The 14,280-nt window shown below is 65.4% G+C and carries 15 protein-coding genes; 4 read left to right on the top strand and 11 right to left on the bottom strand.

Features of this window, described 5'->3' with window-relative positions; all coding sequences use genetic code 11:
* Window positions 1–66: 66 nt before the first annotated feature.
* The 11 genes from ACXJ1Z_RS05240 to ACXJ1Z_RS05190 all read right to left on the bottom strand — a co-directional run bounded on the left by ACXJ1Z_RS05240 (window position 67) and on the right by ACXJ1Z_RS05190 (window position 10,910).
* The gene (locus ACXJ1Z_RS05240; RefSeq protein ID WP_463781174.1) at window positions 67–1,425 is read right to left on the bottom strand and encodes an alginate export family protein; all 1,359 of its coding nucleotides are present in this window, start codon (window positions 1,423–1,425) and stop codon (window positions 67–69) included.
* A 5-nt stretch (window positions 1,426–1,430) separates the two neighbouring features.
* Complete coding sequence (locus ACXJ1Z_RS05235; RefSeq protein WP_463780051.1) at window positions 1,431–1,856, bottom strand: DoxX family protein; 426 nt, start codon at window positions 1,854–1,856, stop codon at window positions 1,431–1,433.
* A complete protein-coding gene (locus ACXJ1Z_RS05230) occupies window positions 1,853–2,758 on the bottom strand; it encodes a glyoxalase (RefSeq protein ID WP_463780050.1) in 906 nt (301 codons plus the stop codon). Before ACXJ1Z_RS05230 ends, ACXJ1Z_RS05235 begins: the two co-directional genes overlap by 4 nt.
* 25 nt (window positions 2,759–2,783) lie before the next feature.
* Window positions 2,784–4,640, bottom strand: a complete 1,857-nt coding sequence (locus ACXJ1Z_RS05225; protein ID WP_463781173.1) for an amidohydrolase — start codon at window positions 4,638–4,640, stop codon at window positions 2,784–2,786.
* A gap of 86 nt (window positions 4,641–4,726) precedes the next feature.
* On the bottom strand, window positions 4,727–4,975 hold the full coding sequence (locus tag ACXJ1Z_RS05220) for a XapX domain-containing protein (protein ID WP_463780049.1): 249 nt from the start codon (window positions 4,973–4,975) through the stop codon (window positions 4,727–4,729).
* 22 nt (window positions 4,976–4,997) lie between these two features.
* A complete protein-coding gene (locus tag ACXJ1Z_RS05215; protein WP_463780048.1) occupies window positions 4,998–5,837 on the bottom strand; it encodes an alpha/beta fold hydrolase in 840 nt (279 codons plus the stop codon).
* A gap of 84 nt (window positions 5,838–5,921) precedes the next feature.
* Window positions 5,922–6,581, bottom strand: coding sequence for a hydrolase (locus tag ACXJ1Z_RS05210; RefSeq protein WP_463780046.1), 660 nt, complete (start codon window positions 6,579–6,581; stop codon window positions 5,922–5,924).
* A 244-nt stretch (window positions 6,582–6,825) separates the two neighbouring features.
* On the bottom strand, window positions 6,826–7,752 hold the full coding sequence (locus ACXJ1Z_RS05205) for a DMT family transporter (RefSeq protein WP_463780044.1): 927 nt from the start codon (window positions 7,750–7,752) through the stop codon (window positions 6,826–6,828).
* A 90-nt stretch (window positions 7,753–7,842) separates the two neighbouring features.
* Window positions 7,843–9,516: an acetolactate synthase large subunit gene (locus tag ACXJ1Z_RS05200; protein ID WP_463780043.1), complete on the bottom strand. Its 1,674-nt coding sequence runs from the start codon at window positions 9,514–9,516 to the stop codon at window positions 7,843–7,845.
* Between the two features lie 228 nt (window positions 9,517–9,744).
* Complete coding sequence (locus tag ACXJ1Z_RS05195; RefSeq protein WP_463780041.1) at window positions 9,745–10,455, bottom strand: PspA/IM30 family protein; 711 nt, start codon at window positions 10,453–10,455, stop codon at window positions 9,745–9,747.
* Window positions 10,452–10,910 carry a DUF2170 family protein gene (locus tag ACXJ1Z_RS05190; protein WP_463780040.1) on the bottom strand — a complete coding sequence of 153 codons (459 nt, stop codon included), beginning with the start codon at window positions 10,908–10,910 and terminating at the stop codon, window positions 10,452–10,454. Before ACXJ1Z_RS05190 ends, ACXJ1Z_RS05195 begins: the two co-directional genes overlap by 4 nt.
* Before the next feature lie 329 nt (window positions 10,911–11,239).
* Between ACXJ1Z_RS05190 and ACXJ1Z_RS05185 the strand changes: the two genes are divergently transcribed.
* Genes ACXJ1Z_RS05185 through ACXJ1Z_RS05170 form a run of 4 tightly spaced genes read left to right on the top strand, consistent with a single transcriptional unit; the run spans window position 11,240 to window position 14,162 of the window.
* Window positions 11,240–11,902 (top strand): DUF2491 family protein, encoded by a 663-nt coding sequence (locus ACXJ1Z_RS05185; RefSeq protein ID WP_463780039.1) that lies wholly within the window; start codon window positions 11,240–11,242, stop codon window positions 11,900–11,902.
* Between the two features lie 58 nt (window positions 11,903–11,960).
* Complete coding sequence (locus ACXJ1Z_RS05180; protein WP_463780037.1) at window positions 11,961–12,362, top strand: DUF350 domain-containing protein; 402 nt, start codon at window positions 11,961–11,963, stop codon at window positions 12,360–12,362.
* Between the two features lie 22 nt (window positions 12,363–12,384).
* A complete protein-coding gene (locus ACXJ1Z_RS05175; RefSeq protein WP_463780036.1) occupies window positions 12,385–13,005 on the top strand; it encodes a DUF1190 domain-containing protein in 621 nt (206 codons plus the stop codon).
* Between the two features lie 5 nt (window positions 13,006–13,010).
* Window positions 13,011–14,162 (top strand): glutathionylspermidine synthase family protein, encoded by a 1,152-nt coding sequence (locus ACXJ1Z_RS05170; RefSeq protein ID WP_463780034.1) that lies wholly within the window; start codon window positions 13,011–13,013, stop codon window positions 14,160–14,162.
* The last annotated feature ends 118 nt before the right edge of the window (window positions 14,163–14,280 follow it).

Genomic DNA, 14,280 nt, shown 5'->3' with positions numbered 1-14,280 from the left:
ACGTGGCTCGGCATCGTCGATGTAGCCGCATAAACTCAGGAGGTTTGTTCTACAGATCCGAAAAGCTCAGATGCGGAAATTGGCTTCCAAGCCAAGCATGGTGATCGTCTTGGCCGGGCCGGTATCGCGCAAATAAGCGCCTGCGCTGAAGGCCGAGAGCGACGTCGAAAGCTCAAGCTCGGGCAGCACCTGCCAACTGAGCGATGCTTCCACCTCCTTGCCGATGAACCGCGAGCGAGCACCGCCCGGCCCACGAATGAGATTGCCGGGTATGTCGTAGATCCCGTCACCCTTGGTGTAGCGCCAATAGGCCATGCCGGCGATGCCGACTGAGAGATTGTCGCGCAACGCCAGGCTGACGCTGGGATGCAGGTTGATGATGTTGGTCGGCCCGACGGGCGACAACTCGCCGAAGTACTTGCCCTTGGGGAACAGGGCATTGAACGTGCCCAGCGTGCGGCCGCCGGCGTGTCGGTCGCCGCTGATCATGTTGAAGCGCATGGTGGCGGTGGGTTTGAGCGGAGCCTGCGGGAATGCGCGCGACACTTCGCTGCCCAGCGTCCAGGCGCGGATGTCCTGATCCTCGAAACGGCCGAACTGGAACACGCCTTCGACGTTCCAATGCCAATCGCCCATGGCGCCGTGGCTGCGCAAGCCGAGACTGTGCCGCTCCTCGCGGCCGGTCATACTGCCGAAGCCGGCGGCGCGGTTGCGATAGCCGAGATAATAGGCGTCGAGCTGCGGCCCTGCGGCGTAAACACCCCACAGCGTTTTGGTCGTCGAGGAGCGATCGTCGAAGGTGCCCAGCCGCGCCTGCACCGGCTTGGCGTAGAGCAGGCTGACCTTGGTCTGGCCTATTACAGCATCCGCTCGCAAGCCATCAAAAGCGAGCGGTACGTTCGGCCCATAGCGCGTACCGATCAGCCGCTCGGTGCCGAGCGACAGCATCTGCCGCCCGCCGCGTAAGGTCACCGGCCCGGCGGCAACCTCGACGAAGCCTTGCAGCAGGTCGGTGCGGGTCTGGTCGATCGGACCGGCGGCTGGCGCCACGCCCACGGCATAGGCGGCGATCGGCTGCACGAAAGCGCGGACAGGGCCGGCGTGAAGATCGACGTAAGGCGTGGCGCGCGTCCACAAGTAAGCGTCATCGGGTGCGTCGGCTCCGCCCCACAGGTTGTTGCCGTAGCTTTCGACACGCGCACGTAGTTCGCCACCGGTGCTCAGCCAGATCTGGCCGTCGATGCCGAGCGGCACGTATTTGAAGTCTTCGGTCCAGTGACCGGTGCGGTTGGCGGGGTCGGCAAGCTTGCTCCAGTCCTCGTCATAGCGGGTTATGGTCAGCGTCGGTGGAGCCCAGGCCTCTTGCGATTGCGCCATGGCGGGGGTGGCGACGGAGAGGACCGCAAAGGGCAGCAGCTTTCGCATGCGCGTCACGCCCTTCGGTGCGAGACCATCGCGACTAGGACCAAGCCGCCGACCAGCCCGAGATGTTCGAAAAAGGCGTTCGTCGCCGCGAAGCGCTCAGGCCCGTGCAGGGTCCAGAAGGCGTTGGCGACGAGCGCTGCCATCAGGGTGAAGACCCCGAGCATGCCGGCGCCGAGCCAGGCCAGCCGATCGGTGAGGATCAGGATGGGGCCGACCAGCTCCACCGCGATCGTCACCGCCGCGAACACGGCGGGCAGCGGCATGCCGAAGTGCGCCTGCTCGGCGATGGCTGCGGGGAAGTCGCTCAGCTTGAACACGCCGCCCAGCAGGTAGGCGCTGCACAGCGCGAGCCGGGTGACGAACCATGTACCCTGCCAGTCGAGCAGATGCTCGACCCACCGGCGCGCGCGGTTGGCAGGTGCAGTGGTCATGGCGCGACGGCCTGGTGGATTTCGGCGATATAGCCGCCGGGGAAGCGGACCATCGCGGTCGTGCGGCCTGGCCCGGCATGGGTCGCCACCAGCGTCTCGGCCCGGGCGGCGTTCGCCTTCGCCAGCGTCGCGGTGAGATCGGCGACCTGATAGCCGGTCATGTCGCGGCCATAGGGCCAGGGCAGCTGGCCGTCCGAGACGATCACCAGCATCTTGCCATAGCCGCTGTCGATGGCGACGCGCCGGATCGTCTTGTTCGGCTGCCCGACTTCCGCGCCGGGAGCACTGCGCTCGTCGGTGATGACCTTGCCATGCGAAAAGGCCAGCCACTTGGCGACGAAGCTCTGGGCGACATCGGCAGTCAGGTAGACGCGGTTCTCCGGTACGGTGCCGAGCGCGGGATAGTTGGGCTTCGTCGTGTGCCAGTACAGCTGCATGTTCACGCCGCCCGGCCATTGCACCACCGCGTCGCGCCCGATCGGATCGAGGAAAGTGGCAATCCGGCGGACCGCGCCGTGCTCGACCGCGCTGGTGACGGCGGCGTCGAGGTCCGACACCAGATAGCCGGTCCGCTCATCGCCGAACGGCACCGGGATCGGCGTCTTGAACCCGAACACCGAGACGGTGCCGGCCGGCGTGAGCACGAGCTGCGATTTGGTCTGGCTCGGCTGCGGGGTGACCTGGAACACGCCCTGCTTGCTGACCGTGCCGCCGAACGTCGCCTGAAAGCTGGTGACGAAGGCGTCGAACTGGTCTTCCGGCACATAGACGTGAGTGGTGTCGTACTGCGGCCCCACCGAGTAGTCGGTCGGTGCCGGCGCAGCGGCGACAGGTGTGACCGATGTAGTCAGGACGGCGAGGCTGAACGTGGACGCGGCGAGCAGGTTCTTGATGCGGTTCATGATGATGGTCCTTTCAGGCAGGAGATCAGACGGCCCAGCAGCCGCAGCCCAGTGCGCCCCAGAAGCTCTGGACGTCGGCGACCGGCGCCTTGGAACCCAGCGCGACGGCGTGATCGTGGCCGTGGACGTTGCAGGACGCGGCGCAACCGCAGGCCGAGGCCATCTTCTGCGCCGTCTCGGGATTGCGGTAGTAGCCTCCGAAGGTCGCGACCGGCGACCAGTCGGGCATGGCCTTGGGCGCTTCGGGCGCCAGCGGGCCGAAGTCGCCCTCGCCGTACACCACCTTGCCGCCCAGCACGGTCAGCACCGAGCGCAGCGTGGCGATCTCGTTCTCCGGCACGGCGAAGTAATCGTCGGAGAGCACAGCCAGATCGGCCAGCTGCTCAGCCTTGATCTGGCCCTTCTTGCCAACCTCGTTGGAGAACCAGGTGTTCCGCTCGGTCCACAGGCGCAGCGCAGTTTCGCGGTCGAGGCGGTTGCGCACCGGGTACAGCGCCAGCCCGCCGACGGTGCGCGAGGTGACCAGCCACGACAGCGAGACCCAAGGGTTGTAGCTCGCCACCCGCGTCGCGTCGGTGCCCGCACCGACCGGCACGCCCGCCGCCATCATCCGCTTGATCGGCGGCGTGGCTTCGGCGGCCTTGGCGCCATAGCGTTCGACGAAGTATTCGCCCTGGAACGCCATGCGATGCTGCACGGCGATGCCGCCGCCCAGCGCGGCGATACGGTCGATGTTGCGCTCGCTGATCGTCTCGGCATGGTCGAAGAACCAGTTGAGGCCATCGAACGGGATGTCGCGATTGACCTTCTCGTAGACGTCGAGCGCGCGGCTGATCGTCTCGTCGTAGGTGGCGTGCAGGCGCCAGGGCCAGCGGCGCTCGGCGAGCAGGCGGATGACCGGCTCCAGGTCGCCCTCCATCTCGGGCGGCATGTCGGGCCGGGCGACGCGGAAGTCCTCGAAGTCGGCGGCGGAATAGACCAGCATCTCGCCCGCGCCGTTGTGGCGATAGGTATCGTCGCCGTCGCCCGGCTTGATCTGGGTGGACCAGCTGGCGAAGTCCTTCAGCTCTTCCTTGGGCTTTTGGGTGAACAGGTTGTAGGCGATGCGCAGCGTCAGCTCGCCATCCTGGTGCAGCTTCTCGACGATCTCGTAGTCGTCGGGATAGTTCTGCGAACCACCGCCTGCGTCGATCACGCTGGTCACGCCCAGCGAGTTCAGCTCGCGCATGAAATGCTTCGTGCTGTTGAGCTGGTATTCGGGCGGCAGCTTGGGGCCCTTTGCCAGCGTCGCATAGAGGATCGTCGCATTGGGCTGGGCGAGCAGCAGCCCGGTCGGGTTGCCGGCGGCATCGCGCACGATCTCGCCGCCTGGCGGGTTGGGCGTGTCCTTGGTATAGCCCACCGCGCGCAGCGCCGCGGCGTTCAGCAGCGCGCGGTCGTAGAGGTGGAGGATGAACACCGGCGTTTCGGGAGCGGCGGCGTTGATCTCGTCGATCGTCGGCAGGCGCTTCTCGGCGAACTGGTGCTCGGTGAAGCCGCCGACGACGCGCACCCACTGCGGCGGCGGGGTGTTCTGCGCCTGGCGCTTGAGCATCGCCATCGCCTCGGACAGCGAGGGCACGCCTTCCCAGCGCAGCTCCATGTTGTAGTTCAGCCCGCCCCGAATGACGTGGATATGACTGTCGATCAGGCCCGGGATCAGGCGGCGGCCCTTCGCGTCGACCACTTGCGCGTTGGGCGCGGCGGCGGCGCGCACTTCCTGCTCGGAGCCTACTGCCAGGAACTTGCCGTTGCGGATGGCCACGGCCTCGGCCTTGGGGTTCTCGCGGTCGAGCGTTGTCACCTTGGCGTTGATCAGGATCAGGTCTTTGGCGGGGGTCATGGCGGAGATCTCCGTGGAAGCGAGGAAGGCGGTGCCGGCGGCCCCGGCAAGGGCTTGGCGGCGCGACAGGCCAGAATGCGGGCGGGTCACGCCTTGTCGTCCTTGTTAGTGGGCAGCTTGCCCAGGATGTGCGTGGCGCAGTCATTGCGCACGAAGCGGCACAGTTCGGTGGTGTTCGCCAGCCGCTGCGCCACCGGGATCACCTGCTCACCGAGCAGGATCCCGGCGAGGCCGATAAGCGCGATGATCGGCGGGGCGGGAGAACGGACCCCGAGCAGGTGATACACCACGCCCACCACCAGGCCCGCGCCCAGCGAAAGAAGATAAGGCTTCATCGGTCCGTCCTCCTTGTTCGCGTCAGCTGCGGATGAAGGCGAGCAGGTCGGCGTTCAGCACGTCGGCGTGCGTCGTCAGCATGCCATGCGGATAGCCGGGATAGATCTTGAGCGTGGCGTCCGGCACGATCTCGGCCGAGAGCACGCCCGCGTTCTTGTAGGGCACGATCTGGTCGTCATCGCCGTGCAGCACCAGCGTCGGCACGGTGATCGCCTTGAGGTCGTCCGTCTGGTCGGTCTCGGAAAAGGCCTTGATGCCCTGATAGTGCGCCAGCGCGCTGCCGATCATGCCCTGGCGCCACCAGTTGTCGACCACGGCGGGCTTCACGTCGGCCCCTTCGCGGTTGAAGCCGTAGAACGGGCCACCCGCCAGATCGCGGTAGAACTGCGCGCGATTGGCGGCGAGCGCATCGCGCAGGCCATCGAACACCGACATCGGCAGGCCACCGGGATAGCGCTCGGTCTTGAGCATGATCGGCGGCACCGCGCTCACCAGCACGGCCTTGGCGACGCGGCCCTGCGGGATGCCGAAGCGGGCGACATAGGCCGCGACTTCGCCGCCACCGGTCGAGTGGCCGATGTGGACGGCTTGTCTGAGGTCGAGGTGCTCGGCGACGGCGGAGGCGTCGGCGGCGTAATGGTCCATGTCGTGGCCGAAATCGACCTGGGCGGAGCGGCCGTGGCCCCGGCGGTCATGCGCGACGACGCGATAGCCTTGCGCCAGGAAGAACAGCATCTGCGCGTCCCAGTCGTCCGACGAGAGCGGCCAGCCGTGGTGGAAGACGATCGGCTGCGCGTCTTTCGGACCCCAGTCCTTGTAGAAGATGTCGACGCCGTCCTGGGTGGTGATGAAGTGGCTCATGGGATGATCCTTTCGCGGGTTCGAGCAAGCAATGTGTGCGGCCGGGCAGTCGGGGGGGTGGGCGTTCTGCCCGGTCGCAGGCGATCAGTGCCCGCCTTCGGAGGCGCCGAACATCATCTTTGCGTATGATATGCCGAGCCCGTAAGCGCCGCCCCACTTGCGGGCGATGCCGGTCGTCATGTCGTAGGTTTCGGTGCGGGCCCAGTCGCGCTGCAGTTCGAGCAGGTACTGCAGCGCGGTAACCGGGCGGGCTCCCGCCTGGATCATCCGTTCGACCGCGCGCTCATGCGCCTCGGTGGAAATGTCGCCGCTGGCGTCGGTGATGACATAGGCCTCGAAACCCTGCTCGATCGCGGAAAGCACCGGGCCGACGATGCACACCGAGGTCCACAGGCCGGCGAAGACGATGCGCTCCTTGGCGATGCGGTTAACCTCCTCGATCACCCCTTTGTCTTCCCAGGTGTTCATCGACGTGCGGTCGAGCATCGGCTGGTGGTCGAAGGCCTCGGTGATCTCGTCGAACATCGGACCCGAGAAGCTCTTCTCGGCGACCGTGGTAAGGATCGTGGGAACCTGGAAACCGGCTGCGGCGCGCGATACCAGCGCGGCGTTGTTGCGCAGCAATTCCGGCGCGATCGACTTGGTGGCGAAAGCCATCTGCGATTGGAAGTCGATCAGCACGAGCGCGTGGTTGGTCGGCGAGAGCAGCGACTTGCCGGGGGTGGCGGTTGCGGTGATCGACATGATGAAAACTCCTCTTTCGAAACTGGCGCCGCGAGATCGTCCCGGGCTGAGAGGAGAGTTACGACCGGGCCTCTTGCCGCAACAGCAGTATAAAACAGGCGGAGTTGTTCGGAAATTTAGGCAAGAGGTCGGCGTTCACGCACGTGAGACGAGGGTGATGGCCGCAAAGATCGATGAACCGCAGGACGTAGAGACGCGGGCCTTGGATGGTGCCAACCGCGCTCATCCGCTATCTAGCGCCTGCTCAGCCAGGCAGGCTTTCGTCCTGCGATGGCCGGCTTGAACGCAGCATCATCCCGGTGAGAGCAATGCCACTGATGATCGCGGCCATCCCCAGCAGATGGTACGGCTGTAACTGCTCGCCCAATATCTGCGTGGCCAAGAGCGCCCCGAATACCGGCATGAGGCTGATCGTCTGACCTGCCGAGCCCGCACCCAATCGCGCCACCGCGCCATTGTAGAGGAAGTAGGCGCACAGGGACGGAAAGATGCCGACATAGGTTAGGGCACCGATGACGTTCGCATTCCAGTCGATGCTGCGACTGCCAAGCTCGGCCAGCGCCAGCGGTGCCATGACTGCGGCTCCGATGCAGAAGGTCAGGTACATGAAGCTGAGAGGCTGGATGACCGGTCGAAGCCGCAGGCACGCGGTGTATACCGCCCACGCCACGCAGCCGCACAGGATAAGCGCGTCGCCCCGGCCCAGGCTAAGCTCCAGGACGGCGCATGGATCCCCGCGAAAGACGATGACGGCCACCCCCAGGGTCGAAAGCAGCACGCCAAGGATCTGCCCCGGGGGCACCTTGTCCTTGAAGGCCAGGGTGCCAGTCAGCAGCACCAGCGCGGGGATGAGTGCCTGCAGCAGCAGGCCATTGCTGGCGGTGGTGAAGCGAAGACCTGAGTACAGAAAGCCGTTGAAGGCGCCTACGCCTACAAGACCGAGGAACAGGATGACCAGCCAGTGGCGTCGGATCTGCGACCACTGCCTGACGATCGGTGGCACGGCGAACGGTGTCAGGATTACGAGGGCGATGAGCCAGCGTCCGAACGCCAGCGTGAAGGGACCGATATCGCCGCGCACGGCGCGACCGGCGATTGCGTTGCCAGCCCAGAACAGCATGGTGAGCGCTAGCGCGGCATAGGCGCGCAGCGAAGATCGTTCCGACGTCATGGCCGCGCGGCTAATCCGCTCGCCTGGCCAAGTACAGGGCAAACGCGGTCGCGCGCCCCCCTGCCGGCGAGCGCGATCGCGCCTGGATCGTCAAAGCCGAGCCGACAGTTCCTTGATCTCGGTGTTGAGGATGTGATCATTTTCGGAGTAGTCGACGGGGCAGTCGATCAAGTGCACACCCGCCGTATCGCGGCAATGCACCAGCAATTCCTTTAGGTGCGCGGCGCTCTCGACCCGGTAGCCGTTCGCGCCGTAGCTCTGGGCGTACCGCACGAAATCGGGATTGCCGTACGACAGTCCGAAGTCGGCAAAGCCCATGTTGGCCTGCTTCCAGCGGATCATGCCATAGGCATTGTCGTTCAGGATCAGCACCGTCATGTTCAGCTTGAGCCTGACTGCGGTTTCGAGTTCCTGGCTGTTCATCATGAAGCCGCCGTCGCCGCATACGGCCAGAACCTTGCGCCCGGGATAAACCATCGCGCTCGCCATCGCCGAGGGTAATCCGGCGCCCATCGTCGCAAGGGCATTGTCCAGCAGCACGGTATTCGGCTTGTGCGCGCAATAGCCGCGCGCGAACCACAGCTTGTAGATGCCGTTGTCGAGGCAGACGATGCCGTCGTCGGGAAGGAGTTCGCGGATCTGCTGCACCGCGTGTGGTGGGAAGACGGGAAACCGCTCGTCACCGGCCAGTTTGGCGGTGTGCTCCACTTCGGCCTGGCGATAGCGCAGCATCGCGTCGAAGTTCCACCTGCCGGATGGCGTGATCGCTTCCTTGATCTGCCACACGGCGTTGGCGATGTCGCCGATGACCTCGATGTGGGGAAAATAGACGGGATCGACCTCGGCGGTTTTGGTCGAGACGTGGATCACCGTACGATCGTCGCGGGTGCCATCGTTGTGCATGAAGAACGGTGGCTTCTCGATCACGTCGTGGCCGATGTTGACGATGCAGTCGGAGTCCTCGATCGCGCGATGCACGAAATCGCCGGAGGACAACGCGGCGCAGCCGACGAACTTGGGATGGCGCTCGTCGATCACGCCCTTGCCAAGCTGGGTGGTGAGAAAGGGAATCCCGGTCTTTTCGACGAACTCGCTCAGCATCTTGCTGGTCATCTTGCGGTTCGTCCCGGCGCCCAGCACCAACAACGGCCGCTTGGCGCTCTGCAACGCTTCGACCGCCTGTGCGATCGATTTCACGTCCGCCGTCGGGCGACGCACCACGGACCGGGGGATCGCCCGCGATTCTGTGTATTCGTCCGCAACGTCTTCGGGCAGCTCGATGTGGGTCGCGCCCGGCTTTTCCTCTTCGGCGATGCGGAAGGCTTCGCGCAGGCGGCTGGGGATGTTGTCGGACGAGGCGATCTGGTGCGCGTACTTGGTGATCGGCTGCATCATCGAGACGACATCGAGGATCTGGAAGCGACCCTGCTTGGACTTCTTGATCGGCTTTTGCCCGGTGATCATCAGGATCGGCATGCCGCCCAGCGTCGCGTAGGCAGCCGCGGTGACCAGGTTGGTCGCGCCAGGGCCCAATGTGGACAGGCACACGCCGGCCTTGCCGGTATGCCGTCCATACGTCGCGGCCATGAAGCCGGCCGCCTGCTCGTGCCGGTTGAGGATCAGCCTGATCTGCTTCGACCGGGAAAGCGAGTCGAGGAAATCGAGATTCTCTTCGCCGGGAACGCCGAACACGTATTCGACCCCTTCCTGCTCGAGGCACTCGACAAATACGTCGGATGCCTTGCGCTTGTCGCTCTCAGCCATGATCCTTACCCCTCACGTCATCGCGTCGGCTGTCAGGGCCGATCGTTGTGGTCTTGATACAGTGCTTATGTGCGCGAGCAACATGTCGCATCGAACCTGCGACGCCCGGCCGAGTCGGAACGGCCTGGTTTCAGGCAAAGCTGCGGCTCGCCGGGCCACCATTCCGGCGTAATCGGCGCGCCAGAGCGAGGGGCCAAGCCTTCCGGTTCTGGGTCACGTTCGAAGCGGTCAGGGCCTCGGCAGCGCTTTCAGTTCACGCGGGCCGGTGATCTCGGCCAGGATGTCGTCGGCGTTGCTGGTCCTGCCGCCGATCCCGGCTTCGAGCAGCTGGCGATCGAGGTCGGCACCGGATTCAATTGCCGCCATCTCCGCGCCCGCTTCGAGGCGGGCATCGAGCTGCGCCTGACGCTCGCGAATGCGTTCCAGCGAGCCGACGGCGTTGCCCAGGCGCGAGTTCACGCCTGCATGCGAAGACGCGATCGCCTTTTGTGCGCGCTGCAGCGAGTCGGTGGCTTTCACACTCTCGACTTCGCGCTTCATCGCCGAGATGCGCTGTTCGGTGTCCTTGACGGTCCGCAGCATGACTTGCTGCTGTTGCTGCATCTTGGCGTGATCCGCCTCGTCACGCGCCAGTTCGGCGCGGACGGCGGCGACCCGCTCGGCAAGACCCCGGGCAAGGTCTTCGCGCCCCGCATCCATCGCGGCGCGCGCGCTCTGGATGTCACGGTCTTCCTTGGCGCGGTTGTCGCCGATGCGCTTCTCGATGCGCTTGGCGGTCGCCATCATGCCGGCCAGATCGCTGCGGGCCTGGCGCAAGGCGTTGTCGGCATCGCGCAGTTCCTGGTCGAGGATCCGCATCGCCTGGCTGTCGACGACCGACTCGGCCGCTTCGTTGGCTCCGCCGCGCATGGCGGTGAACAGCTTGCCCCAAACGCTCATGCCGGTTCTCCTTCCGCATCGACCCATTCACCGATCCACTCCGCCGCCTGGACCGCATTGGCCGCCAACACCGCGACCTCTTCGACCAGCGCCTCGGCGCTCGATCGCGAGGATAGCGCGCCGAACAGCTCGTACCATTCGGTCCCATCGATCTCGGAGATGCCGAAATTCGACAGCGGAATCAGCTTGTGCATCGACAGCGCGCGTCGTTCGAACTGCGCCCGCTCGGGCACGGTTTCGCAGGGGGTCAGCAGCACGCTGCACAGGATCTGCTCGCCGCTCGCGACCATCAGCACGTCGAGCCCGCCACGCTCCTTGAGCGTGATGCGCAGCACGTCGCTGCCCGGCTCGACGCTGACGTCGACGTCGCCGAGTTCCTCGGGGTCGGAGGCGAACAGATTGGTAAGGCTGGCGATATCCCATCCTCCCTGCGGCACGGGCCAATCTTCGCTCATCCGTCATCCTTCTCGCTGCGCTTGCGGCTTGCCGGTGCCGGCATATGGCCGGTCCGCCAGACGCGTCTTCTACCGGCGCCTCGCGCCTGAGCAAGGGGGACCGTGCCGTTGGTCGCGAGGGTGACGCAGCCCGTCTATGACAGCGCTTTGCCAAAGCGCCGCGTCGGGTCATCGGCGAATTTGCCTGTCGTATTGCCGGACGCGATGGCGCAGTTTACGCTGCACCCCGGCGGGGCCGTCTCATCCATGAGCGCCTCCTGGAGGTGACGCGTGCAAGGACTTGGCGAACACTCGATACCGTCGGGTCATGCGCAGATCTGGATCGCGGCATGATCCTGTCGTGGTTCGGCGGCGGTCGCAAGGAGCCGGCGCTTCCGGAAGAGCGTGGACCATTGCGCTGCGCGATCTCGGGTGCGCTGGAGATCGACACGCTGGGCCTGCAGGCGTCGCTCGCCGCCGGAGAGCCGGCGATGGGGGCGCCGAGCGGTGGCAGTTTCATCGTCAGCGCCATCGGCACGGCCCTGCTCGACGGCAACAGCGAACTGACCCGCTACTATGACGACGATCATCGCATGATCCAGGTCATGGCGGCTCCTGGCGGCGGGGAGGAGACCATCACCGATGTCAGCCTCTATGCGCCGTGGGACAGCGTCGTGCCGGCGGGGCCGTCCGAGTGGGCGCGCTGGACCGGGCCGTGCGGACTGATCGGCGCCCCCGCGTACGATGCCGACGGGATCATGTTTACGCGATATTGGGGCTCGGGGCCGGATCATGCCGATCTGGTCGAGTTCGTAGAGACCGTGGACGACGGGGAGCAGAGCCGGCAGATCCATCAGCGCTGCATGCTGTATTCGCGTATCGTCGGCACTGGCGAGGAGATGCTCCTGCTCAACATCGAGCGAGAGCTGGCCGAAATGGCGCAGGCGCAAGGTGCGGCGATCAGCTTCATGATCGGCTATGGTCTTGGCGCCGCCGATATCCGACGGGTCTGACTGCCGCGACATCGTGATACGCCGACCGGGTGCGCTTACTCGGGAAAACGGAGGGGTTATGTACGGTTACGTTTCGGGGCTGCCCGCCTTTCTAGCCTACTTCGCGACGGGCATCGTGCTGCTGGTGGTGTTCGCCACGGTGTACTCGCTGGTGACGCCGCAAAAGGAGCACACGCTCATGCGGTCGGGCAACAGTGCGGCGGCGACTGCGTACCTGGGCGCGCTGATCGGCTTCAGCCTGCCGCTCGCCTCGGCGGCGGCGAATTCGGTCAGCATCGTCGACTTCGTCATATGGGCGGTGATCGGCGCGGTGATCCAGCTGCTCGCGTTCGGTCTTGCCGCTGCAACGCAGAAAGGTCTGGCAGGCCGGATCACCAGCGGCGAGATGGGCGCGGGCCTGTGGGCCGGCGGGATCGCACTGATCGTCGGGCTGCTCAACGCCGCCTGCATGACGTACTGAGCGAGCGGAGGAACGAACAGTCATGGCCGATACGTCATCAGCCAATCCGGCACGTCGCCGCTTTGCGGGACGCAGCCGCTCGCAGCTTGCCATGGGCGGCATCGCGGCGGCGGCAACCGTCACCCTGAGCGGCTGCGGCGGCGGTACGCCGGACTTAAAGGATGCGCAGTTCACCTCGGTGAGCGAATGCGTGAAGGGCGGCTTTCCCGAGAACCTGTGCCAGTCGAGCTACAGCTCGGCCCTGCAGGAGTATCAAAAAGGGGCGCCGCAGTTCGCCAGTCGCCAGAACTGCGAGCAGGAGTGGGGATCCCAGCAGTGCGTGCAGTATTCCGGGTCGGGATATGGCAACGGCTATTCGTCCGGCAACGTCTTCGTGCCGATGCTCGCCGGGTTCGTCCTCTCGCAGGCGCTGCAGCGCCGCTATAACAACGATGGCGGCGCCGGGCTGGGATACTATGGCGGATACGGCGGCGGTTACCGCAGTTCGCCGATCTACCGCGATCGTGGCGGCGGCACCGTCGTGGTGGATCGCAGCGGCGGGCGCGCGATCTCCAAGCCGGTCAACGTCAATACGACGACGGTGGCGCGCAGCGGCTTTGGCGGCATGGGCAAGTCGCGCAGCGGCTTCAGCTTCGGCGGATAGGCGAGGTGCGCCGCATCATCCTTCCGGAACGCCCCGACTGGCGCGACAAGGCACGCGAAGTCGGCTTCGGCTTTCATGAGATGTATGGTGAGCCGTACTGGTTCGAAGGTGCCGCCTATTCCTTCACGCTGCGCGAGATCGAGGATGACATCGAGGCGCCGACCGAGGCGCTGCACGAGCTGTGCATGGAACTGGTGGCGGCGGTCGTCGAGGACGAGGCGCTGCTGCGTCGTCTGCATATCCCAGAGGATCGTTTCGACCTCGTGCGCGAAAGCTGGCGTCAGGGCGACCGGCACCTCTATGGACGGTTCGACCTCGCCTATGACGGGACCGGGCCGGCCAAGCTGCTGGAATACAATGCCGATACGCCGACGTCGATCTTCGAGGCTGCCTTTTTCCAGCACAACTGGCTGATCGACCAGATCGATGCCGGCGTGCTGGCGGACGGGTCGGACCAGTTCAACCTGCTGCAGGAGAGCCTCGTCGAAGCGTTCGCCTCGTTCTCGAACGATCGCATCCTGCACTTCGCCTGCTGGGTCGAGAACGAAGAGGACCGCGGCACTTGCGGCTATCTGATGGATTGCGCCGTGCAAGCGGGGCATCGCGTGGCGATGATCGATATCCGCGCGATCGGAACGGACGTGCACGGCCGCTTCACCGACGCGTCCGATCGTACGATCGACCGCTGTTTCAAGCTTTACCCCTGGGAAGACATGCTGCGCGAGCCTTTCGCGCCGCATCTGAAGCCCGGCGTGTTCATTGAACCGCTTTGGAAGTCGATCCTGTCGAACAAGGGTATCCTGCCGTTGCTGTGGGAACGTCATCCCGGCCATCCCAATCTGCTTCCCGCCTTCTTCGCCGACGATCCGCGTGCATCCGAACTGGAGCGGGCCGTGTCCAAGCCGCTGTTTTCGCGAGAGGGCGAGAACGTGTCGGTGACGCAGCACGGTGCGATCATCGAGGCGACATCGGGCGATTACGCGGACCTGCCCCGGATCACGCAGGCGTTCGCGCCCTTGTTCCTGGCAGATGACCAGCATGCCGTGGTCGGCAGTTGGGTCATCGGCGATCGTGCCGCCGGGATCGGCATGCGCGAAGATAGCGGGCTGATCACCCGCAACCTCTCGCGCTTCGTGCCGCATATCATCACGGTCTAAAGCGAGTGCGCGCGGGAGTTACGCGCGAGCGGCATGGTCTGCCTGTTTCGCATCGCGCAACCTCGCGGACGGCAAGCGTGACGGTATTTGTCATGCGACCACTGGATCATCAGGGCGA

It is taken from the genome of Novosphingobium sp. TK46, from assembly GCF_055361525.1.
The sequence above is the reverse complement of the archived record's forward strand: the minus strand, read 5'-3'. Positions and strand labels throughout refer to the sequence as shown.

Excerpts from the sequence above, each read along its gene's own strand:
- ACXJ1Z_RS05240 (WP_463781174.1), bottom strand. The coding sequence starts at position 1,425 with ATGCGAAAGCTGCTGCCCTTTGCGGTCCTCTCCGTCGCCACCCCCGCC.
- ACXJ1Z_RS05235 (WP_463780051.1), bottom strand. The coding sequence starts at position 1,856 with ATGACCACTGCACCTGCCAACCGCGCGCGCCGGTGGGTCGAGCATCTG.
- ACXJ1Z_RS05230 (WP_463780050.1), bottom strand. The coding sequence starts at position 2,758 with ATGAACCGCATCAAGAACCTGCTCGCCGCGTCCACGTTCAGCCTCGCC.
- ACXJ1Z_RS05225 (WP_463781173.1), bottom strand. The coding sequence starts at position 4,640 with ATGACCCCCGCCAAAGACCTGATCCTGATCAACGCCAAGGTGACAACG.
- ACXJ1Z_RS05220 (WP_463780049.1), bottom strand. The coding sequence starts at position 4,975 with ATGAAGCCTTATCTTCTTTCGCTGGGCGCGGGCCTGGTGGTGGGCGTG.
- ACXJ1Z_RS05215 (WP_463780048.1), bottom strand. The coding sequence starts at position 5,837 with ATGAGCCACTTCATCACCACCCAGGACGGCGTCGACATCTTCTACAAG.
- ACXJ1Z_RS05210 (WP_463780046.1), bottom strand. The coding sequence starts at position 6,581 with ATGTCGATCACCGCAACCGCCACCCCCGGCAAGTCGCTGCTCTCGCCG.
- ACXJ1Z_RS05205 (WP_463780044.1), bottom strand. The coding sequence starts at position 7,752 with ATGACGTCGGAACGATCTTCGCTGCGCGCCTATGCCGCGCTAGCGCTC.
- ACXJ1Z_RS05200 (WP_463780043.1), bottom strand. The coding sequence starts at position 9,516 with ATGGCTGAGAGCGACAAGCGCAAGGCATCCGACGTATTTGTCGAGTGC.
- ACXJ1Z_RS05195 (WP_463780041.1), bottom strand. The coding sequence starts at position 10,455 with ATGAGCGTTTGGGGCAAGCTGTTCACCGCCATGCGCGGCGGAGCCAAC.
- ACXJ1Z_RS05190 (WP_463780040.1), bottom strand. The coding sequence starts at position 10,910 with ATGAGCGAAGATTGGCCCGTGCCGCAGGGAGGATGGGATATCGCCAGC.
- ACXJ1Z_RS05185 (WP_463780039.1), top strand. The coding sequence starts at position 11,240 with ATGATCCTGTCGTGGTTCGGCGGCGGTCGCAAGGAGCCGGCGCTTCCG.
- ACXJ1Z_RS05180 (WP_463780037.1), top strand. The coding sequence starts at position 11,961 with ATGTACGGTTACGTTTCGGGGCTGCCCGCCTTTCTAGCCTACTTCGCG.
- ACXJ1Z_RS05175 (WP_463780036.1), top strand. The coding sequence starts at position 12,385 with ATGGCCGATACGTCATCAGCCAATCCGGCACGTCGCCGCTTTGCGGGA.